Origin of the sequence: Mycobacterium sp. DL592 (assembly GCF_011694515.1) — a bacterium.
In the GTDB taxonomy this organism is placed as follows: Bacteria; Actinomycetota; Actinomycetes; order Mycobacteriales; family Mycobacteriaceae; genus Mycobacterium.
This window is the reverse complement of sequence record NZ_CP050192.1, coordinates 429,143-448,035: the sequence shown is the minus strand read 5'-3', so window position 1 is coordinate 448,035 and position 18,893 is coordinate 429,143. Positions and strand designations below refer to the sequence as shown.

Below are 18,893 nucleotides of genomic sequence, written 5' to 3'. Positions count from 1 at the left end.
CTCCTTGGTGTTGAGGTTGAGACGGAGACTGAGGTCTAGTGCGCCGACGCCACGGCGGGCGTCTTTCCGGTGTAGTCGACCTGCCAGTGCTTGATTCCGTTGAGCCACCCCGAACGTAGCCGCTCGGGTGTGCCCACCGAGGTGAGATCGGGCATATGGTCAGCAATCGCATTGAACATGAGGTTGATGGTCATTCTGGCCAGGTTCGCCCCGATGCAGTAGTGCACCCCGGTGCCGCCGAAGCCGACGTGCGGGTTGGGGTCGCGCAGGATGTTGAACGAGTGCGGATCGTCGAAGACTTCTTCGTCGAAGTTGGCCGAGCGGTAGAAGATCGCCACTCGCTGGCCCTTTTTGATCGACACTCCGCCGAGCTCGACGTCTTCGAGCGCGGTGCGCTGGAACGCCGTGACGGGGGTCGCCCACCGGACGATCTCGTCCGCTGCGGTCTCGGGACGGTCCTTCTTGTACAAGTCCCACTGGTCGGGATTGTTCGCGAAGGCGATCATTCCGTGGGTGATCGAGTTGCGGGTGGTCTCGTTGCCGGCGACGGCCAGCATCATCACGAAGAAGCCGAACTCGTCCTCGGAGAGCTTCTCCCCGTCGATGTCGGCGTTGACCAGGGCGGTGACGATGTCATCGCCGGGGTTCGCGGTCTTCACCCCGGCCATGTGCATGGCGTAGGCCAGCACCTCCATCGACGACTGCTTGGGGTCGACGTCGGCGAACTCCGGATCCTCCCCACCGGTCATCTCGTTGGACCAGCGGAACAGCTTCTCGCGGTCCTCCTGGGGCACACCGAGCAGACCGGCGATCGCCTGCAGCGGAAGCTCGCACGATACCTGCTCGACGAAGTCGCCGGAGCCCTCCGCGGCGGCGGCCTTGGCGATGGCCTGGGCGCGCTCGTTGAGCTCGTCCTTCAGTCGGCCGACCGCGCGCGGCGTGAAGCCCTTGGAGATGATGCGGCGCAGCCGGTCGTGGTGTTCGCCGTCCATGTTGAGCATGACGAAGCGCTGAAGATCGATGTCCTCGCGCGACATGTCATCGGGGAACTGCGGGATGGCGCCGTTCTCCCAGCTGGAGAAAACGTCGTTGCGGCGTGAGACCTCTTTGACGTCCTTGTGCTTGGTGACGACCCAATATCCGCCGTCGTTGAAGCCGCCCTTTCCGATAGGCTGCTCGCACCACCAGATCGGCGCCACCTCGCGCAGCTCAGCGAGCTCCTCGACCGGCAACTTCTTGACGTTGCGGTCCGGATCCAAGAAGTCGAATCCGTGCGGCAGGTTGGGGGTTGGCATGTCCATGCGCTCCTCAGTTATGACGTGTTCTAGTGCCAGTAAAACACGGCTCCACCGCAGACAAAAGGCACCAAGGCATCCTCGCTTGTCAGAGTAATGAAACGTGTTCTAGCCTGACCGCATGGGTAATCCTGTCATCGTCGAAGCCACCCGCAGCCCGATCGGAAAGCGGGGCGGCTGGTTGTCCGGTCTGCACGCCACCGAATTGCTGGGCGCGGTACAGCGGGCTGTAGTGGAAAAAGCCGGTATCGATCCGAACGAGGTCGAGCAGGCCATCGGCGGTTGCGTCACCCAGTTCGGTGAGCAGTCCAACAACATCACCCGGGTGGCCTGGCTGACGGCCGGCCTGCCCGAGCAGATCGGCGCAACGACGGTGGACTGCCAGTGCGGCAGCGCCCAGCAGGCCAACCACCTCATCGCCGGCCTGATCTCAGTCGGGGCCATCGACGTCGGGATCGCCTGCGGTATCGAGGCCATGAGCCGCGTCGGCCTGGGCGCCAACGCCGGTCCGGACCGCTCGAAGATCCGCGCCGCCTCGTGGGACATCGACATGCCCGACCAGTTCACCGCCGCTGAGCGCATCGCCAAGCGCCGCGGCATCACCCGCGAAGACCTCGACCATCTTGGCTACATCTCCCAGCTGAAAGCCAAGCGCGCCTGGGACGAGGGCCGCTTCGACCGGGAGATCTCCCCGATCGAGGCACCTGTTCTCGACGAGAACAAGCAACCCACCTCCGAGCGGCACCTGGTCAGCCGCGACCAAGGTCTGCGCGAGACCACCATGGAGGGCCTCGCCGGGCTCAAGCCGGTGATGGAAGGTGCGATGCACACAGCAGGCACCTCGTCGCAGATCTCCGACGGCGCCGCCGCGGTGCTGTGGATGGACGAAGACAAGGCACGCGCGCTCGGCCTGCGTCCGCGTGCCCGCATCGTCGCCCAGGCCCTCGTCGGCGCCGAGCCCTACTACCACCTCGACGGCCCGGTGCAGTCAACGGCGAAGGTGCTGGAGAAGGCCGGGATGAAGATGGGTGACATCGACCTGACCGAGATCAACGAGGCGTTCGCCTCCGTCGTGCTGTCGTGGGCCCAGGTGCACGGGGCCGATATGGACAAGGTCAACGTCAACGGCGGAGCGATCGCACTGGGCCACCCGGTCGGCAGCACCGGCAGCCGGCTGATCACCACCGCGCTGCACGAGCTCGAGCGCACCGACCAGAGCACCGCGCTGATCACGATGTGCGCCGGCGGTGCGCTGTCGACCGGAACCATCATCGAGCGGATCTAAAGCTTGACGACGAATGACACCGGCGGGCTGGAGCGCAGCGACCCGGGGACAGACTCGGCCCGCATCGCGGCCGCGCAGGCCTACATCAGCGCACTGGCCAGCCACCGGGGCGACGACGTTCCGTTCGCTCCTGATTGCACCCGCGTCGAGGTCGGCCTCAAGACCGGCTTCTCCGGAAATCACTTGCGGCGCAGCCTCAATCGCGGCCTGCAGTACCGGGTCATCGCGGCGATCACCGAGCCGGAGTTCACCGTCTCCGGTGACGAGGTGCACGCCCGCTTCGATCTGGTCACCAAACCGTCGTTCGCTGGACGGAAAGTCGGGGCGCACATCGACGAGACGTTCCTGATTCCGGCGGCCGATGGCAGGATTCATCACATCCGGGCCCACATCCGCCCGTTCATCCAGCGCTAGCCCGAGGAGATCTTCTTGCCTAAACCGCGCCCCAAGGGCCTCGACACCCCGACGACGAAGTTCATCATCAGGTGGATGTCAAAAGCGCAGACCGCGGTCTACAAGGCCAGCAAAGGCAAGATCGGCGGCAGCTTCCTCGAAGGCGCGCCGGTGGCGCTGCTGACGACAATCGGGCGCAAGACTGGTGAACCGCGGGTCGCGCCACTGCTGTTTCTGCGCGAAGGCAATCGGATAGTGCTGGTTGCTTCCCAGGGCGGCAGCGACAAGCACCCCCTGTGGTACCTCAATCTCAAGGCGAACCCGAAGGTGAAGGTTCAGATCAAGGACGAGGTGCTGGAGTTGACAGCGCGCGATGCCACCGAGGCCGAGCGTGCCGAGTACTGGCCCAAGATGACCGCGTTCTACACCGGCTTCGAGGACTACCAGTCCTGGACCGATCGCGTCATCCCGATCGTGATCTGCGACCCGTAAACCCTAGGCGCCGAACACCGGCAGCGGTTCGCGGGACTTGGCCAGCAGGTCGGTGACGACGGGGCCGAGTTCGGCGGGATCCCACCGAGCGCCCTTGTCGATCTCTGCGCCGCGCGCCCAGCCCTCGGCGACCCGCACGATGCCGCCCTCGACCTCGAATACTCGGCCGGTCACGTCGCGCGACTCGACACTGCCGAGCCACACCACCAGCGGTGAGATGTTCTCCGGTGCCATCGCGTCGAAATCCTGTCCCTGCGTTGACATCATGTCGGCGAAGACCGTCTCGGTCATCCGGGTGCGTGCCGACGGGGCGATCGCGTTGACGGTCACACCGATGCGGCTCATCTCGGCGGCGGCAACCAGAGTCAGTGCGGCGATGCCTGCTTTGGCGGCGCTGTAGTTGGCCTGCCCGACGCTGCCCTGCAGGCCTGCCCCCGAGCTGGTGTTGATGATGCGGGCATCGACGGCGTCGCCGGCCTTGGACTTGGCCCGCCAGTACGCGCCGGCATGTTTCATGGTGGCGAAGTGGCCTTTGAGGTGGACGGCGATGACGGCGTCGAACTCCTCTTCGGAGGTGTTGACGAACATCCGGTCCCGCACGATGCCGGCGTTGTTCACCAGGACGTCGAGCCCGCCGAAGGAGTCCACGGCGGTCTGAACCAGTTCGGCGGCCTGAGCCCAGTCGGCGACATTTGATCCGTTGGCGACGGCTTCCCCACCGGCTGCGGTGATTTCGTCGACCACCGACTGCGCCGCACTACCACCGCCGGCAGGAGACCCGTCGAGCCCGACACCGATGTCGTTGACCACCACACGTGCCCCTTCGGCGGCGAACGCCAGTGCGTGCGCCCGCCCGATGCCACCACCAGCACCCGTGACGATGACCACCCGGCCGTCGAGCAAACCCATTGCGTTGTCTCCTTACTTGTTTGCACTCGAGGCGGACAGATACGCAGGCGGCTCTCCGCCACCGTGCACCGCCATCTTGGCCCCACTGATGTATGAGGCTGCGTCGGAAGCCAGAAATGCTGCGGCCCAACCGATATCAGCCGGCTTGGCCAGGCGGCCCAGCGGCACGGTGGCCGCGACGGCTGCCTGCGAGTCGGCGTCGCCGTAGAACAGTTCGACCTGCTCGGTTTCGACCATGCCGACGACGAGGGCGTTGACCCGGACCTTCGGCGCCCATTCCACCGCCAGTGTGGTGGTCAGGCTCTCGACTCCCGCTTTGGCCGCACTGTAGGCGGCGGTGCCGGGCGACGGGCGGCCCGCACTCACCGACGAGATCGACACGATCGAACCGCCGTTCGGTTGCTTCTGCATCACCGCGTTCGCGGCCTGCGAGACATGCAGCATCCCAAGCAGATTCAGCTCGATGATCTTCTGGTGGAACTTCGGCGAAGCTTCGGCGGCCAGCGCGTACGGTGAGCCGCCGGCGTTGTTGACCACCACATCCAGGCGGCCGTGCTTGTCGACGATCGCGTCGATCAGGGCGGCCACGGCCTCCGGGTCGCGGACGTCGCAGCTGTGGAACTCGTAGGGCAGGTCCTCGACGGGACGCCGGGCGCAGGTGACGACCGTCGCGCCTTGCTGCGCGAATACGGAACTGATGCCCGCGCCGACACCTCGAACACCACCGGTGACGAGGACGACGCGACCTCGTAGGCCCAGGTCCAGCGTCCCGGGAGTGTCAACCGCCTCAGTCACTGTGCTAGCGTACCAAGCAAGTGCTTGCTTAGGTATTCGCCCCGTCAGGAAGTGGCCCAGGAACTCTGATGACCATCACGTCTCGCACCGTCGAACCCGGCATCGTCGCTGTCACGGTGGACCACCCGCCCGTCAACGCGCTGCCCTCGCGTGGCTGGTTCGAACTCGCCGACACCATCACCGCCGCCGGGCGCGACATGACGACCCACGTGGTGATCCTGCGCGCCGAAGGCCGCGGCTTCAACGCCGGCGTGGACATCAAGGAAATGCAGAACACCGAAGGCTTCACCGCCCTCATCGACGCCAACCGGGGCTGCTTCGCCGCGTTCAAGGCGGTCTACGAGTGCGAGGTGCCGGTGGTCGCCGCGGTCAACGGCTTCTGCGTCGGCGGTGGCATCGGTCTGGTCGGCAACGCCGACGTGATCGTCGCCTCCGACGATGCCAAGTTCGGGCTCCCCGAGGTCGAACGCGGCGCACTCGGTGCGGCCACCCACCTGTCCCGGTTGGTGCCCCAGCACATGATGCGGCGGCTGTTCTACACCGCGGCGACGGTCGACGCCGAGACGCTGCACCACTTCGGGTCGGTGCACGAGGTGGTGCCCCGGGCCGAGCTCGACGAGGCCGCGCTGCGGGTGGCCCGCAACATCGCCAACAAGGACACCCGGGTGATCCGGGCCGCCAAGGAAGCGCTGAACCTCATCGACGTCCAGCGCGTCAACTCCAGCTACCGCATGGAGCAGGGCTTCACCTTCGAGCTGAACCTGTCCGGTGTGGCCGACGAGCACCGCGACGCGTTCGCCGGGACTTCGAAGGCGGACAAGCTATGAGAGACAAGCGAACAACACTCGACGAAGCAGTCGCCGGCATCGAGAGCGGTATGACCATCGGCATCGCCGGCTGGGGATCGCGGCGCAAGCCGATGGCCTTTGTGCGCGCACTGCTGCGTACCGATGTCACCGACCTGACCGTCGTCACCTATGGGGGACCTGATCTCGGGCTGCTGTGCTCGGAAGGCAAGGTCAGCAAGGTCTACTACGGCTTCGTCTCGCTGGACTCCCCGCCGTTCTACGACCCATGGTTCTCCAAAGCCCGCACCACGGGTGCGATCGTGGCCCGGGAGATGGACGAGGGCATGCTGCGGTGCGGTCTGCAGGCCGCCGCGCAACGGCTGCCGTTCCTGCCGATCCGCGCCGGACTGGGCAGCTCGGTCATCGACTTCTGGGACGGCGAGCTCAAGACCGTGCGCTCCCCCTACCAGACCGACGGATCGTACGAGGAACTGGTCGCGATGCCCGCCCTGCGGTTGGACGCCGCCTTTGCGCACCTGAATCTCGGTGACAAGCACGGCAATGCCGCCTACACCGGTATCGACCCGTACTTCGACGACCTGTTCCTGATGGCCGCCGACCGGCGGTACCTGTCGGTCGAGAAGGTGGTCTCCACCGAGGAGCTGGTGAAATCCGTTCCGCCACAGGCACTGTTGGTCAACCGGATGATGGTCGACCAGGTGGTCGAAGCGCCCAACGGGGCCCACTTCACCACCGCTGAGCCGGATTACCCGCGCGACGAGAAGTTCCAGCGCCACTACGCCGCGGCAGCCGCCGAGGAGGCGACCTGGCAGGAGTTCGTCGACACCTACCTGTCGGGCAGTGAAGCCGACTACCAGGCCGCAGTGCGGCGCTTCGGACAGCAGGAGGCCAAATGATCCAGGTCAGCCGCGCCGAGGTGTGCGTCATCGCCTGTGCCGAACTGTTCCGCGATGCCGGCGAGATCATGGTCAGCCCGATGACGAACGTCGTCTCCATCGGCGCCCGCCTGGCGCGTCTGACGTTCGCACCGGACATCCTGCTCACCGACGGCGAGGCCCGACTGCTCGCCGACACACCGGCACTCGGCGCGCAGGGCGCGATCGAGGGATGGATGCCCTTCGGGCGCGTCTTCGAGACGCTGGCCTGGGGACGGCGTCATGTCGTGATGGGCGCCAACCAGATCGACCGGCACGGTAATCAGAACCTGTCGGCGTTCGGTCCGCTGCAGCACCCCACCAGGCAGATGTTCGGGGTCCGCGGCGCACCGGGCAACACGATCAACCACGCCACCAGCTACTGGGTGGGCAATCACTCCAAGCGGGTGTTCTGCGACGAGGTCGACATCGTCTCCGGAATCGGCTGGGACAAGGTCGATCCGGACAACCCGGCGTACCGCTTCGTCAACGTCTACCGCGTGGTCACCAACCTCGGCGTATTCGACTTCGGCGGTCCCGACCGCACCATGCGGGCGTTGTCGCTGCACCCCGGTGTCGAACCCGACGAAGTCCGGGAGAACACCTCCTTCGAGGTCCACGGTCTCGACGACGCCGACCGCACCCGGCTGCCCAGCGGTGAGGAGCAGACTCTGATCCGCGAGCGAATCGACCCGAAAGGGCTGCGCGACAAGGAAGTAAAAGCATGAGGCTGCGCACGCCGCTGACCGAGCTGGTCGGCATCGAGCATCCGGTGGTCCAGACCGGTATGGGCTGGGTGGCCGGCGCCCGGCTGGTCTCGGCCACGTCCAATGCCGGCGGCCTGGGCATCCTGGCCTCGGCGACGATGACGATCGACGAGCTCGCCACCGCGATCGCCAAGGTGAAGTCCGCCACCGACAAGCCGTTCGGGGTGAACATCCGCGCCGATGCAGCCGACGCCGGTGACCGCGTGGATCTGATGATCCGCGAGGGAGTCAAGGTGGCCTCGTTCGCGCTGGCCCCCAAGCAGGAGCTGATCGCCCGTCTCAAAGAGGCCGGCGCCGTTGTGGTTCCGTCGGTGGGTGCGGCCAAGCATGCCCGCAAGGTGGCGAGTTGGGGTGCCGATGCGGTGATCGTGCAGGGCGGCGAGGGCGGCGGGCACACCGGCCCGGTGGCCACCACGCTGCTGCTGCCCTCGGTTCTCGACGCGGTGGACATCCCCGTCATCGCGGCCGGCGGGTTCTTCGACGGCCGCGGTCTGGCAGCCGCACTGTCCTACGGTGCGGCCGGCGTTGCGATGGGCACCCGGTTCCTGCTGACCTCGGACTCCACCGTGCCCGACGAGATCAAACAGCGTTACCTGCAAGCCGCTCTCGACGGGACCGTGGTGTCCACGCGGGTCGACGGTATGCCGCACCGGGTGCTGCGCACCGGACTGGTCGAGAAGCTGGAAAGCGGTTCACGGCTAAGGGGATTCACCGCTGCCGTGGGCAATGCGGCGAAGTTCAAGAAGATGTCGCAGATGAGCTGGGCGTCGATGATCCGTGACGGCCTGGCGATGCGGCACGGCAAGGACCTCACGTGGTCGCAGGTTCTGATGGCGGCCAACACCCCGATGCTGCTCAAGGCAGGTCTGGTCGAGGGCAACACCGCGGCCGGTGTGCTGGCCTCCGGGCAGGTGACCGGCATCATCGAGGACCTGCCGTCCTGTGCAGAACTGATCGAGACCATCGTCAGCGACGCCGTCAAGCACCTGCAGGCCGCCGCCGCGCTCGTCGAATGATGCGTACGCTGGGCAGGTAAGCCTGATTCCGGGGGGAAGCGATGGCACTTGCACCACAGAGTTGGCCGCGGCAGTTCCGCGACCTGATCCGGCTGTCCAACAAATACCTGCTGAATCCGGCCATGTTGCGACTGGCCGGAACGAAGTACTGGTACGCCTCGGTGATCCGGCACACCGGGCGCCGGTCCGGAAAGAACTACGCGACGCCGGTCGTCGCCGACCGGGTCGGTGACCGGTTCATCGTTCCGCTGCCCTACGGCACCCAGGTGGACTGGCTGCGCAACGTTCTGACCGCCGGCCGGGCCCGCATCTCCAGCCGAGGCGAAACCTACGAGGTCGTGGCACCGCAGATCATCGACGCGACCGAAGCGCTGCCCCTGCTACCCCGCGACCGCCGGCGCACCTTCGAGCGGACCGGTATCGACCACTTCCTGCGGGTCCGGATAGCCTAGTTAAGCTGTGGCCTACATTCTCTGCAAATGAAGCTATTATCTTCATATGGCAGTTATGCAGCCTATGCCTTCATCTCGGGCGACGGTGATCGGGGATATCGTCGGCTCCCGGCAGACGCCTGACCGCGCGCGCCTGCACCGCCAGGTGACCCGCGCTCTCGATGAGGTCTCCTCGAGCGCCATCGATCCGCCCGCGTTCACGGTCGGTGACGAGTTCCAGGGCAGCTACCCCACCGTGGGTGCGGCGATCGACGCCGCACTGTCGCTGCGGTTGGCGCTCGCTCCCGACATCGACGTCCGCTTCGGCATCGGCTGGGGCGAGGTCACGATCCTCGATCCGGATACCGGCATCCAGGACGGGCCCGGATGGTGGTCGGCCAGAGAGTCCATCGAATGGATCGCCGGCGCCCAACAACAGCCTGGCCTGGCCCACGTCCGCACCGCCTACCGCCGCGCTGACGCCGACGGCCCCGACCCCGACGCCGTCAACGCCGCCCTGTTGTGTCGGGACCACCTGCTTGGATCGATGGATGCACGATCCCTGCGGCTGTTGCGGGGGCTCCTCGAGCACAAGACGAAGAAGGATCTGGCGGTAATGGAAGGCATCAGCGCTTCGGCGGTGTCCCAACGGGCGGCACGCGACGGACTCGATCTCGTGGTGTTGGCCAGCGGGCAGCTGGCGGCCCTCCGATGAGCGGCGTCGCCCTTTTCCTGATCGCCGTGGGGTGCGCCGACATCGTGCGGCGGCTGACATCACGCGCCGGGTTCGCTGTCCTGGCCGGCCCCCTGATCGCGGTGGGAGTTACCGCGCTCGGTGGGCTGTGGCACCTCGGCGACCTCGCCCTGCTCGGAATCGCCGCAGTCGCGGCGGCAGCCTGGGAGCTGGCCTGCACCCGCGCCGAACGCGTCGGCGGCCGCTGGCAGATCTGGCCGCTGGTGCTGTTCGGGTCGGCCCTTGTGGTGTTGATCCTGTTGTCCGGGCTGGGCTCTCCGGTGGGTGGTCCGGTCGCGGCCTGGGTCAGCTGGGCTGTGCTGCCGGGACTGCACACCGTGGATCCCGGCCGCGTCGTCATGGTCATCGGTGTGGTGCTGCTGCAGTTGGTGACCGGGAACCAGTTGGTGCGCCTGCTGCTCGGGTCGGTCGGTTCGGTCAAACCGGCCGGCCAGCCGCAGGCGTCCGACCGCCTCAAGGGTGGCCGGCTTCTCGGTCCCATGGAACGGCTGCTCATCGTGGGCCTGAGCCTCGCCGGTCAGCTCGCAGCGGCGACCGCGGTCGTCGCTGCCAAGAGCATCATCCGGTTCCCCGAGATCAACGCCCAGAAGGTCCGTGAGAACGGCGGCATCAGTATCGGCGGGCAGGAGCGCAGCGACCCGGGGATAACCATCGACGACGTCACCGAGTACTTCCTCGTCGGCAGTTTCGCCAGCTGGATTGTCGCGCTCGGCGGCCTCGCGCTCGCCCAATAGTCCGCAGTCTCAGGTCGCGGATTTTCCGCCCGGCAACGCGGGTCGACTTCGTACACTTCGGCACATGAAGACCAATGCCGCGGTGCTGTGGGAAATCGACGGAGACTGGCAGATCGAAGAAATCGACCTCGACGGGCCCAAGGAGGGCGAGGTCCTCATCGAGTTCGAGGCCACCGGACTGTGCCACTCCGACCAGCACGTGCGCACCGGAGATCTCGCCGGAGTGCCGCTACCGATCATCGGCGGGCACGAGGGCGCCGGTACCGTCCAGGAAGTCGGACCCGGTGTGCGCGACCTCAAGCCCGGCGACCACGTCGTGACGTCCTTCCTGCCGGCCTGCGGCCGCTGCCGCTGGTGCGCCAGCGGCCACCAGAACCTTTGCGATCTAGGCGCATTGATTCTTGTCGGCATCCAGACCGACGGCACCTACCGCCGTCGGGTCAAAGGCCACGACGTCGGCACACTGGCCGGGGTCGGCAGCTTCTCGCAGTACGGCACCCTGTCGGAGGCCTCCGTGATCAAGATCGACGACGACCTGCCGCTGAACCGGGCCTGCCTTCTTGGCTGCGGGGTCATGACCGGCTGGGGTTCAGCGGTCAACACCGCCGACATCAGGCCCGGTGACACCGTCGTCGTCATCGGATTCGGCGGCATCGGCAGTGGCGCGGTCCAGGGGGCACGGCTGGCCGGCGCCGAGCGGATCATCGTGGTCGAACCCGTCGAGTCCAAGCGCGAGAAGGCATTTCAGTTCGGCGCCACCCACTTTGTAACCACGATCGCCGAGGCCACCGCCCTGGCCGCGGACCTGACCCGCGGAGTGATGGCGGACTCGGCGCTGCTGACCGTCGGGGTGGTGGAGGGCCCGATGATCAACGACGCGTTCAACATCATCCGTAAAGGCGGCGCAGTGGTGCTGACCGGTCTGGCTCCGACCGAGGACCTCAACGCAGTGCTGCCGATGGCCTGGATCACGTTGTTCCAGAAGCGTCTTCTCGGCAGCCTGTACGGTGAGGCCAACCCGCGCGCCGACATCCCGCGACTGCTCAACCTCTACCGGGATGGCCAGCTGCTACTCGACGAGACCGTGACGCGCGAGTACAAGCTCGCCGATATCAACGAAGGCTTCGACGACATGCTGGCCGGCCGCAATATCCGCGGCGTCATCCTGCACGACCACTGACGACACACGAGTTCACGCGCGGCCGGAACGCGCCGCGTTGTTCTGGTGCACCCGGACACTGACCTCCAGCTGGAAACGGTCGGCGGGGTTCTTCAACGACAAGCCGGTGAGATCCTCGATGAGTTTGATCCGGTACAACAGTGAGTGACGGTTCAGATAGAGCGCCCTGGCCGCCGCGCTGGTGTTCGTCGCTTCGTTGAGCACGATCTCCAACGTGTGCATGAGTTGCCCACGCCGCGTGGTGTCGTAGTCGATCAGCGGCTGCAACGTCTGCAACACCATCGCCATGCTGCGCGGATGGTGGCGCAGCACGTCGGCGAACTGTTGGGCGCCGACGCTGCTGTCGGCAGGTGACGGGCGCGTCACAGCAGCGGCGGGCGGCGGTCCAAATGCAGCGGGTAGCAAAGCCCAGCTGACCAGATCATCGGAAAGCCCGCTGAGCTGCTGAGCGCACGCCACGAGCTCGGTGATCGTGGAAGCACTTGGCGCCGAGGCAAAGTGACTCATCACCAGGTCATCCGTGACCGACGACCGCACCGCAATGTCGGCCGACCGCGCCAGCGCCTGCAGAGATTCGGCGAACGCTCGGGCCAGATCGGTCCAGCCGTCGTCAGGACGTTCACTGCGACCGATGACCATCTGGAACCGTTGGTCCACCCGCGACGGACTCAACAGCGGGAGGACGCTCTTCTGGACGTCGGCGAAGGCAATCTCCCACGGCAACAACACAAACGGGAACGCGTGCTGCTCCGCGAGCGGGATCAGCAACTCGAGCAGCTCGTCGACGGCGACCTCGGGCGGAGGACTCAGCACCACGCCGGCCGCCGCAGAGGTGAACAGTGAGATGAGGAAATCGCCGACGCCCGGCTGATGGATGTCGGCATCGGTGGTCAGTACCAGGTCGCCCGGGCGGACGAAGTCCTCGGCCGGGGCGTGGATGATGTCGACCCAGCGCACCTCGCGGGTCAGCCCGCGGCGACCGGCGATGACCGAACCATGATCCAGCGGTGGAACCATCAAGACCGCCGCCACACTCAGCGACGAGTCCCCCGACATGACCGCTTCACTCTCCTGATCCACGCTCAGCGCCGGTTCGGCACCGAGAACCCCCGCTGGCCGCTGGTACTCCCGAAATCCGACGGTACCAGCGCCCATGCCGAGGCTAGTCAGCCCGCTGCCCGCCCGTCGGCGTCAGGACACCGACGAAATCGAGGACAGCTCACCGGTGGATCGGCGGCTCAAGAACATGCCCACCGCGAAGAACACCAACGGCATCACGCCGAAAATGGCCGCCAGGGTCGGATTGCCGCCGACGACCAGGGTCAGATTGGACACCACCAGAACCAGACTCGCTGCCAACACCAGTGTCGCCGCCGACGCGAGCAGCACGGTGCCAGTCGAACCACCCCGACGAACGAAGAAGATCACCACGGAGATCGTCGTCAGCAACCACAGGATCGCCAGCGCGAGGATTCCCAGACCACCGAGCGGACCGAAGATCTGTAGGACCGGATCGAGTCCGAGCACAACGAAGATCGCCATGATCACGAACGACGCCGCGGAGACGACCAGGGATGCCACCGCCGGCGAGCCATGCCGGGAGTGCACCCCGCCGATCTTGGTGGAGAAGACACCGCTCTGCCCCAGCACGAAGGCGTACCGCGCACTGATGTTGTGAAATGCCAGCGCACAGGCGAAGACGCTGATGAACCACAGCGCGGTGGTCAGGTCGCGTCCGACCATGCCGAGGTACTGCTGGGCGGTGTTGACCATGAAGTTGTCGGGGTCGTCCTCGGCGGCCTGGATGGCATCCGGTCCACCATTGCCCTCGATGAGGGCCCAGCTGGAGAAGGCATAGAACGTGGCGACGATGCCCACCGCCCAGAACGTCGCGCGCGGCACGGTGCGATCGGGGTCGCGGGCCTCATCCCGGAACACCACCGTCGCCTCGACACCAACGAAACCCCACAGCGCATAGAGCAACGCGATACCGAACCCGCCGGCGATCCCCTGCGGCGTGAACGAGTCACCGGTCAAACCGTGCTCACCACCGCGCATCACGATGACGAAGTCCAGGACCATCAGGATCGCGACCTCCGACACCAGGAACACGCCGAGCACCTTGGCGCTCAGATCGATGTCGCGGTAGCCGAGCCACGCGACCACGGCAAGCACCGCAGCCGTCAACAGCCACCATGGAATATCCGGTCCGTCGAAGCGCGTGATGAGCCCGTTGAGGATGACGCCGTCATAGGCGGCCACCGCCAGCAGCGTCGCCATGTAAGCCGGCAACGCGAGAACCGCTGCACCGGTTCCGGCCGCGCGACCGAGCGATTTACGGATATACGCATAGAAGGCGCCGGCGTCGGTGACGTACTTCGACATGGCCACGAAGCTGGCGGCAAACAGCAGGAATACCAGACCCGCGACGATGAACGAGACCGGGATGCCGGTGGTCTTGCCCAGTACCATCGCGATCGGCACGTTGCCGCCGATTGTGGACAGCGGCGCCGCGGCGGCGACCACCATCAGCACGATGGCGGGAACACCTAGGTGACCGCGTAGTTTCGTGGGCGCAGTGGTGGGTGCGGCGCTCCGGCTCGACCCGCCGCTCGTATCGACAACCTCGGTCACGGTTACTCCTGTTCTCCCCACGGAGCTATGACTGGGACCACTCCGATGTCCGGCCATTCTGCGAGAAGGCCTGCCGCTCGACTACACAGATCGGTGGCTTTCCAACACGTTGTGGTACGGCGAATTGCCCGGAAGGGCCTTGAGAGAACCGACACCGGACACGTTGTTGGAAGTTTTGGGTGCGTTCTTGCCTGCCAGGGCAGATACCCCAATGCTGTGTGCCATGCACCCGAATAGTGACGAGGCCGGCCAGGACCATCGGCTGGGCCGCATCCGACTGTTGGACCAGCAGACAGTCAATCTGGACGGGTTCGCCGAACCCGATCCGGAACTCGGCATGATCTCGCACCTGTCGCCGTATGACCCCGAGCCGTCCTGGCGTGTGGCCGACGACGGCACGGTGCTGGAGATGGACTCCAAGCCGGCCGCCGACTTCGACACGATCGATGAATTCGTTGTGCGGTATGCGATCGACCATTCCCAGGCCTGCTTGTCGATGGCCATGAGCGAGATCGAGCTGGCTCGGCTGATCGTGGATTCCAGCGTGCCGCGCGACGAGGTACTCCGGGTCTGCTCAGGCCTGACCCCGGCGAAGATGGCCAGGGTCGTCGCGATGCTGCAGCCGGTGGAGATCCAGATGGCGATGATGAAGATGCGCGCTCGCCGCACCCCGGCCAATCAGGCCCACGTCACCAACCGACTCGACGACCCATTGTTGATCGCGGCCGACGCGGCGACCGCGGTGGTGTACGGCTTCCGCGAACTGGAGGCGACGGTGCCGGTGCTCGACGACGCTCCCGCCGTTGCGATGGCTCTGCTCATCGGCTCCCAGGTCCCGGCGGCCGGCGCGCTGACACAGTGTTCGGTGGAGGAAGCCCGGGAACTCGAGCTCGGAGTACGCGGGCTGGTGTCCTACGCCGAGACGGTGTCGGTCTACGGAACTGAGCAGGTCTTCACCGACGGCGACGACACCCCGTGGTCCAAGGCCTTCCTGACCTCGGCCTACGCCTCACGCGGGATCAAGATGCGGCTGTCCAGCGGAGCCGGCTCCGAGGTGCTGATGGGCCAGGCCGAACGAAAGTCGATGAACTATCTGGAGTCCCGCTGCGTCGCGCTGGCCAAGGGAATCGGGGCACAGGGTGTGCAGAATGGCGGCGTCGACGGGGCAGCGATCACCGCCTCAGTGCCTGGTGGCGTCAAGGAACTCCACGCCGAGAATCTGATGGTGATGCTGCGCGGGCTCGAATCATGCAGTGGAAACGACTCGCTGATGAGTGAATCGACCATGCGCCGCACCAGCCGGACGTTGCCGACGCTGCTGTCGGGGTCGGACTTCATCTTCTCCGGCTTCGGTTCGATTGTGTCCTACGACAACATGTTTGGCCCGTCCAACTTCAATGCCGCCGACCTCGACGACTATCTGGTGCTGCAGCGCGACTGGGGCGTCGACGGCGGGTTGCGCTCGGTTGATCCGACCACGCTGGAGGCGATGCGGCGGCAGGCCGCCGAAGCCACCCGGGCGGTATTCGAATACCTCGGGCTGGCGGACTTCGACGATGAGCACGTCGAGGCCGTCGTGCAGGCCGAGGGTTCCAAGGACCTCCCCGCCAGCGACGGCGTGACCGTGCTGAACGCCGCCCGGATGATCGAACAATCCGGACTGACCGTCCTCGACGTCGTCGCTGCACTCGCCGAGACCGGGTTCACCGATGTCGCCGACCGCGTGCTGGGCATGGCCAAAGCCCGCGTCACCGGTGACTATCTGCAGACCGCGGCGATTTTCGACGAGCAGATGAATGTGCTTTCGGCACTGCAAGATCCCAACGACTACCGCGGACCCGGCACCGGTTACCGGCCAACACCGGAGCGACAGGCCCAGATCGACACCGTCCGACAGGCACGCTCGGTGACCGACCTGGTCAAGGAGCAGGCCAACTACTGCGAACCCGGCCGGGTGCTGGAGCTGGGGCCGGCCCTACCTGGCACCGATCCACGGGAGGTCGTGGTCGGCGTCTCCCCCGCCTTCGCCACCAAGCTGTTTCGCACGCTGTCGGGCATGACGATCTACGACGTGCTCGAGCAGATCCTCGCCGGCCTGGAAGAAGAGCAGTGCGTGGCGCGGCTGGTTCGCATCACCAACACCGTGGATCTGGGGTCGATCGGGAAGACCGCGGCCGGACTGTCCGGCTCCGGGGTCAGCGTCGGCCTGCAGGCCAAGGGCACCACCCTGATCCACCGCCGGGACCTGCCACCGCTGGCCAACCTCGAATTGCTCAGTGTCGCACCGCTGATCGCCCCCGATATGTACCGACTGATCGGTATCAATGCCGGTAGACATGCGAAGGGCGCGACCCCGGCCCCGATGCGCAACGCCTACACCGACGAGGCCATCACCGCCCGCTACCACACGAAGGTGGTGTCGATGGTCGCGATCGAGCGAGCCGAGATCGCCGCCCACACCGGATCCAATGTGGAATTGGAGTTCGTTCGATGACAACCTCTGCCCATTCGGGTCGCGCTCTCGACGAGATCACGGTCGACGCCGCGCGTGCCGGTCAGCTCAGCCTGGACGACATTCGGATCAGCCGAGAGACACTTCTGGTCCAGGCCGATAACGCTGAGCGGTCCGGTTCGGCGCAACTGGGGATGAATCTGCGCCGGGCGGCCGAGATGACCGTGCTGCCGGCCGCGGACATGCTGGCGGCCTACGAGGCACTGCGCCCCAACCGTTCCACATTCGACGAACTGCAGGAGCTGGCACAGCGACTCGAGGCCCACCAAGCACACGCGTGCGCACAGCTGGTCCGCGAGGCGGCGACGGCATACCAGCGGCGCGGCCTGTTGCGATGACGGTGTGGGCCGGTGTCGACATCGGCAATGCCACCACCGAGGTGGTCCTGTGCCGCGGCAGTGGTGAGCTCGAGGTGATCGGCAGCGCGCGGGTGCCGACCCGGGGCGGGAAGGGATCGCTGCGCGCCATCGACGTTGCCGCCCAGCTGGTTCGCCAGGTGAGCGGCGCCCACGGACTCATGGTCGAACGGGCCGCGTTCGCTCCGACGCCCCCGGTGACGTCCACCACTGAACAGGTCAAACTCCGGACCCGCCGAACCGGCCGGCTGCTCATCATCACCCGGGCCGCACCAACGACAGCGGGCGATGCCGCCGGCATCGGCGTCCCGGTACCGGTCGAACGCCTCAGCGAAGTCGGCCCCGACCAGTCGGTCATCGCCTGCGCGACAGCCGACCAGGGCTACCGCGATGTCGCGGGATTCGTCAATGCGGCAATCGATTCCGGCCGCGCCGTGGTGGGCGTGGTGACCACCAACGACGAGGCCGTGCTGGTGTCCAACCGGCTGAGGATTCCGTTGCCCGTCATCGACGGCGTCGACGTGACGGCGCTGTTGTCGGCCACCCTGGTCGCCGTCGAAGTGCGCCAGGGCTTCACGTCACTGCAGCGACTCACCGACCCGCACTGGCTCGTCGACGCGTTCAGCCTGTCCGACGACGAACGCGCCGACGCCACCGTGGTCGCCGATCAACTCTTCGACAGCGCGTGCGCGGTGGTGTGCCTGCACGACGGCACCCCCGAGGACGACGACCAGCCCGCCGAACCGGTCCCCACCGCGGCCGAGACCGAAGCCTCGCATGTTGTCCACCTGGCTGACATTGCGGCACAGGCGAATTCCCGGCGCGGCGCGGTGGTAGTCGACAGTCTGGTGCGGGCGACGATGGGCGATGACGTGCACCGGCCGCCTGCCGGTGCCGACGCGCTGAGCGAGGCTCTCGGAGTGCCGGTGGTGCGGGTCGACTCCGAAGCCGTCGCAGCCAGGGTGGGTGCACTGACCACCCCCGGCGTCACCGAGGACATGGCGGTCGTCGACGTCGGCGGCGGCACCGTCGACGTGGTGTCGGCGACGCAGCGCATCGTGCTTCCCGGCGCCGGCCAACTGCTCACGACCGCGACGTCGGCGGCCCTGGGGATTTCCCGCAGCACCGCCGAATACGCCAAGCGTGCCGAGGCGCTCAGCGCGGTCACCCCCCAGCTCGTCGAGGACGAGCACGGGCGCAGGCACTTCCTCGACACCCCGATCGACGGTCGCTGCACCGGCTGGCTGTTGGCCTCGGCCCCTAATGGGTTGCTGCCCTTCACCTCACGGCTATCCGGCTCCGAATGGCGCAACTGGCGCCTGGCGGCCAAACGCCTGGTCATCGGCGCCAATGTGGTGCGCGGACTGGAGCGGGTGGCTCCCGACGCCCGAGGACTGGTCCTGGTCGGCGGCGGAGCCGGTGACGACGAACTCGTGCGCGCCGTCAGCGAACAGCTCGGCCTGCGGGTGACCGTCGGGCGGGGCAACGTCTGCCGCACACTGGGCCACCGCTATGCAGTGGCCTACGGACTCGTCGCCATCGCCGCCGGCGGGTGAGACGCGTGTGGGCCCTATGCACCGGTTTTCGCCGATCTGCGTACATAGGACCCACACTCGA

19 protein-coding genes are annotated in these 18,893 nt (G+C 66.5%); 14 read left to right on the top strand and 5 right to left on the bottom strand.

The window, feature by feature from the left end; translation table 11 throughout:
- Window positions 1–35: 35 nt before the first annotated feature.
- Window positions 36–1,295, bottom strand: coding sequence for a cytochrome P450 (locus HBE64_RS02155; protein ID WP_167097346.1), 1,260 nt, complete (start codon window positions 1,293–1,295; stop codon window positions 36–38).
- Between the two features lie 121 nt (window positions 1,296–1,416).
- Here HBE64_RS02155 and HBE64_RS02150 point away from each other — a divergent pair, with 121 nt between their 5' ends.
- The 3 genes from HBE64_RS02150 to HBE64_RS02140 are packed head-to-tail and all read left to right on the top strand — an operon-like array spanning window position 1,417 to window position 3,465.
- Window positions 1,417–2,580: a steroid 3-ketoacyl-CoA thiolase gene (locus HBE64_RS02150; protein ID WP_167097344.1), complete on the top strand. Its 1,164-nt coding sequence runs from the start codon at window positions 1,417–1,419 to the stop codon at window positions 2,578–2,580.
- A gap of 3 nt (window positions 2,581–2,583) precedes the next feature.
- Window positions 2,584–2,994, top strand: coding sequence for a hypothetical protein (locus HBE64_RS02145; RefSeq protein WP_243841469.1), 411 nt, complete (start codon window positions 2,584–2,586; stop codon window positions 2,992–2,994).
- A 15-nt stretch (window positions 2,995–3,009) separates the two neighbouring features.
- Complete coding sequence (locus tag HBE64_RS02140; RefSeq protein WP_167097342.1) at window positions 3,010–3,465, top strand: nitroreductase family deazaflavin-dependent oxidoreductase; 456 nt, start codon at window positions 3,010–3,012, stop codon at window positions 3,463–3,465.
- Between the two features lie 3 nt (window positions 3,466–3,468).
- Here the strand turns inward: HBE64_RS02140 and HBE64_RS02135 are convergent, their stop codons facing one another.
- Together HBE64_RS02135 and HBE64_RS02130 are read right to left on the bottom strand one after the other, a co-directional pair.
- Window positions 3,469–4,374, bottom strand: coding sequence for an SDR family oxidoreductase (locus HBE64_RS02135; protein WP_167097340.1), 906 nt, complete (start codon window positions 4,372–4,374; stop codon window positions 3,469–3,471).
- Between the two features lie 12 nt (window positions 4,375–4,386).
- Entirely contained in the window at window positions 4,387–5,205 is an 819-nt protein-coding gene (locus HBE64_RS02130; protein WP_371744160.1) for an SDR family oxidoreductase, read from the bottom strand.
- 32 nt (window positions 5,206–5,237) lie between these two features.
- On the opposite strand from HBE64_RS02130, the gene echA20 reads away from it, so the two are divergent.
- The 8 genes from echA20 to HBE64_RS02090 all read left to right on the top strand — a co-directional run bounded on the left by echA20 (window position 5,238) and on the right by HBE64_RS02090 (window position 11,774).
- Window positions 5,238–5,996, top strand: a complete 759-nt coding sequence (gene echA20 / locus HBE64_RS02125; RefSeq protein ID WP_167097338.1) for a (7aS)-7a-methyl-1,5-dioxo-2,3,5,6,7,7a-hexahydro-1H-indene-carboxyl-CoA hydrolase — start codon at window positions 5,238–5,240, stop codon at window positions 5,994–5,996.
- On the top strand, window positions 5,993–6,874 hold the full coding sequence (gene ipdA, locus HBE64_RS02120) for a cholesterol ring-cleaving hydrolase subunit IpdA (protein ID WP_167097336.1): 882 nt from the start codon (window positions 5,993–5,995) through the stop codon (window positions 6,872–6,874). Before echA20 ends, ipdA begins: the two co-directional genes overlap by 4 nt.
- Entirely contained in the window at window positions 6,871–7,620 is a 750-nt protein-coding gene (gene ipdB / locus HBE64_RS02115; RefSeq protein ID WP_167097334.1) for a cholesterol ring-cleaving hydrolase subunit IpdB, read from the top strand. The genes ipdA and ipdB overlap by 4 nt, the downstream gene beginning before the upstream one ends.
- Window positions 7,617–8,675: a (3aS,4S,5R,7aS)-5-hydroxy-7a-methyl-1-oxo-octahydro-1H-indene-4-carboxyl-CoA dehydrogenase gene (gene ipdC, locus HBE64_RS02110; RefSeq protein WP_167097332.1), complete on the top strand. Its 1,059-nt coding sequence runs from the start codon at window positions 7,617–7,619 to the stop codon at window positions 8,673–8,675. Before ipdB ends, ipdC begins: the two co-directional genes overlap by 4 nt.
- 41 nt (window positions 8,676–8,716) lie before the next feature.
- A complete protein-coding gene (locus tag HBE64_RS02105; protein ID WP_167097330.1) occupies window positions 8,717–9,127 on the top strand; it encodes a nitroreductase family deazaflavin-dependent oxidoreductase in 411 nt (136 codons plus the stop codon).
- A gap of 46 nt (window positions 9,128–9,173) precedes the next feature.
- A complete protein-coding gene (locus HBE64_RS02100; protein WP_167097328.1) occupies window positions 9,174–9,821 on the top strand; it encodes a SatD family protein in 648 nt (215 codons plus the stop codon).
- On the top strand, window positions 9,818–10,594 hold the full coding sequence (locus tag HBE64_RS02095; RefSeq protein WP_167097326.1) for a hypothetical protein: 777 nt from the start codon (window positions 9,818–9,820) through the stop codon (window positions 10,592–10,594). Before HBE64_RS02100 ends, HBE64_RS02095 begins: the two co-directional genes overlap by 4 nt.
- A 64-nt stretch (window positions 10,595–10,658) precedes the next feature.
- Complete coding sequence (locus HBE64_RS02090; protein ID WP_167097324.1) at window positions 10,659–11,774, top strand: NDMA-dependent alcohol dehydrogenase; 1,116 nt, start codon at window positions 10,659–10,661, stop codon at window positions 11,772–11,774.
- A gap of 12 nt (window positions 11,775–11,786) precedes the next feature.
- Here HBE64_RS02090 and HBE64_RS02085 read toward each other — a convergent pair whose 3' ends face one another.
- Together HBE64_RS02085 and HBE64_RS02080 are read right to left on the bottom strand one after the other, a co-directional pair.
- Window positions 11,787–12,929 (bottom strand): PucR family transcriptional regulator ligand-binding domain-containing protein, encoded by a 1,143-nt coding sequence (locus HBE64_RS02085; RefSeq protein WP_243841468.1) that lies wholly within the window; start codon window positions 12,927–12,929, stop codon window positions 11,787–11,789.
- Between the two features lie 36 nt (window positions 12,930–12,965).
- Window positions 12,966–14,408, bottom strand: coding sequence for an APC family permease (locus tag HBE64_RS02080; RefSeq protein ID WP_243841467.1), 1,443 nt, complete (start codon window positions 14,406–14,408; stop codon window positions 12,966–12,968).
- A gap of 223 nt (window positions 14,409–14,631) precedes the next feature.
- On the opposite strand from HBE64_RS02080, the gene HBE64_RS02075 reads away from it, so the two are divergent.
- Genes HBE64_RS02075 through HBE64_RS02065 form a run of 3 tightly spaced genes read left to right on the top strand, consistent with a single transcriptional unit; the run spans window position 14,632 to window position 18,832 of the window.
- Window positions 14,632–16,902: a propanediol/glycerol family dehydratase large subunit gene (locus tag HBE64_RS02075; protein WP_167097320.1), complete on the top strand. Its 2,271-nt coding sequence runs from the start codon at window positions 14,632–14,634 to the stop codon at window positions 16,900–16,902.
- The gene (locus HBE64_RS02070) at window positions 16,899–17,258 is read left to right on the top strand and encodes a diol dehydratase small subunit (protein WP_167097318.1); all 360 of its coding nucleotides are present in this window, start codon (window positions 16,899–16,901) and stop codon (window positions 17,256–17,258) included. Before HBE64_RS02075 ends, HBE64_RS02070 begins: the two co-directional genes overlap by 4 nt.
- Window positions 17,255–18,832, top strand: a complete 1,578-nt coding sequence (locus tag HBE64_RS02065) for a diol dehydratase reactivase ATPase-like domain-containing protein (protein ID WP_167097316.1) — start codon at window positions 17,255–17,257, stop codon at window positions 18,830–18,832. The genes HBE64_RS02070 and HBE64_RS02065 overlap by 4 nt, the downstream gene beginning before the upstream one ends.
- Window positions 18,833–18,893: the final 61 nt, after the last annotated feature.

Coding starts and splice junctions, on each gene's coding strand:
- HBE64_RS02090 (WP_167097324.1), top strand. CDS start 10,659: ATGAAGACCAATGCCGCGGTGCTGTGGGAAATCGACGGAGACTGGCAG.
- HBE64_RS02095 (WP_167097326.1), top strand. CDS start 9,818: ATGAGCGGCGTCGCCCTTTTCCTGATCGCCGTGGGGTGCGCCGACATC.
- HBE64_RS02070 (WP_167097318.1), top strand. CDS start 16,899: ATGACAACCTCTGCCCATTCGGGTCGCGCTCTCGACGAGATCACGGTC.
- HBE64_RS02150 (WP_167097344.1), top strand. CDS start 1,417: ATGGGTAATCCTGTCATCGTCGAAGCCACCCGCAGCCCGATCGGAAAG.
- HBE64_RS02085 (WP_243841468.1), bottom strand. CDS start 12,929: ATGGGCGCTGGTACCGTCGGATTTCGGGAGTACCAGCGGCCAGCGGGG.
- HBE64_RS02155 (WP_167097346.1), bottom strand. CDS start 1,295: ATGCCAACCCCCAACCTGCCGCACGGATTCGACTTCTTGGATCCGGAC.
- HBE64_RS02065 (WP_167097316.1), top strand. CDS start 17,255: ATGACGGTGTGGGCCGGTGTCGACATCGGCAATGCCACCACCGAGGTG.
- ipdB (WP_167097334.1), top strand. CDS start 6,871: ATGATCCAGGTCAGCCGCGCCGAGGTGTGCGTCATCGCCTGTGCCGAA.
- HBE64_RS02135 (WP_167097340.1), bottom strand. CDS start 4,374: ATGGGTTTGCTCGACGGCCGGGTGGTCATCGTCACGGGTGCTGGTGGT.
- HBE64_RS02075 (WP_167097320.1), top strand. CDS start 14,632: ATGCACCCGAATAGTGACGAGGCCGGCCAGGACCATCGGCTGGGCCGC.
- HBE64_RS02100 (WP_167097328.1), top strand. CDS start 9,174: ATGGCAGTTATGCAGCCTATGCCTTCATCTCGGGCGACGGTGATCGGG.
- HBE64_RS02105 (WP_167097330.1), top strand. CDS start 8,717: ATGGCACTTGCACCACAGAGTTGGCCGCGGCAGTTCCGCGACCTGATC.
- ipdC (WP_167097332.1), top strand. CDS start 7,617: ATGAGGCTGCGCACGCCGCTGACCGAGCTGGTCGGCATCGAGCATCCG.
- echA20 (WP_167097338.1), top strand. CDS start 5,238: ATGACCATCACGTCTCGCACCGTCGAACCCGGCATCGTCGCTGTCACG.
- ipdA (WP_167097336.1), top strand. CDS start 5,993: ATGAGAGACAAGCGAACAACACTCGACGAAGCAGTCGCCGGCATCGAG.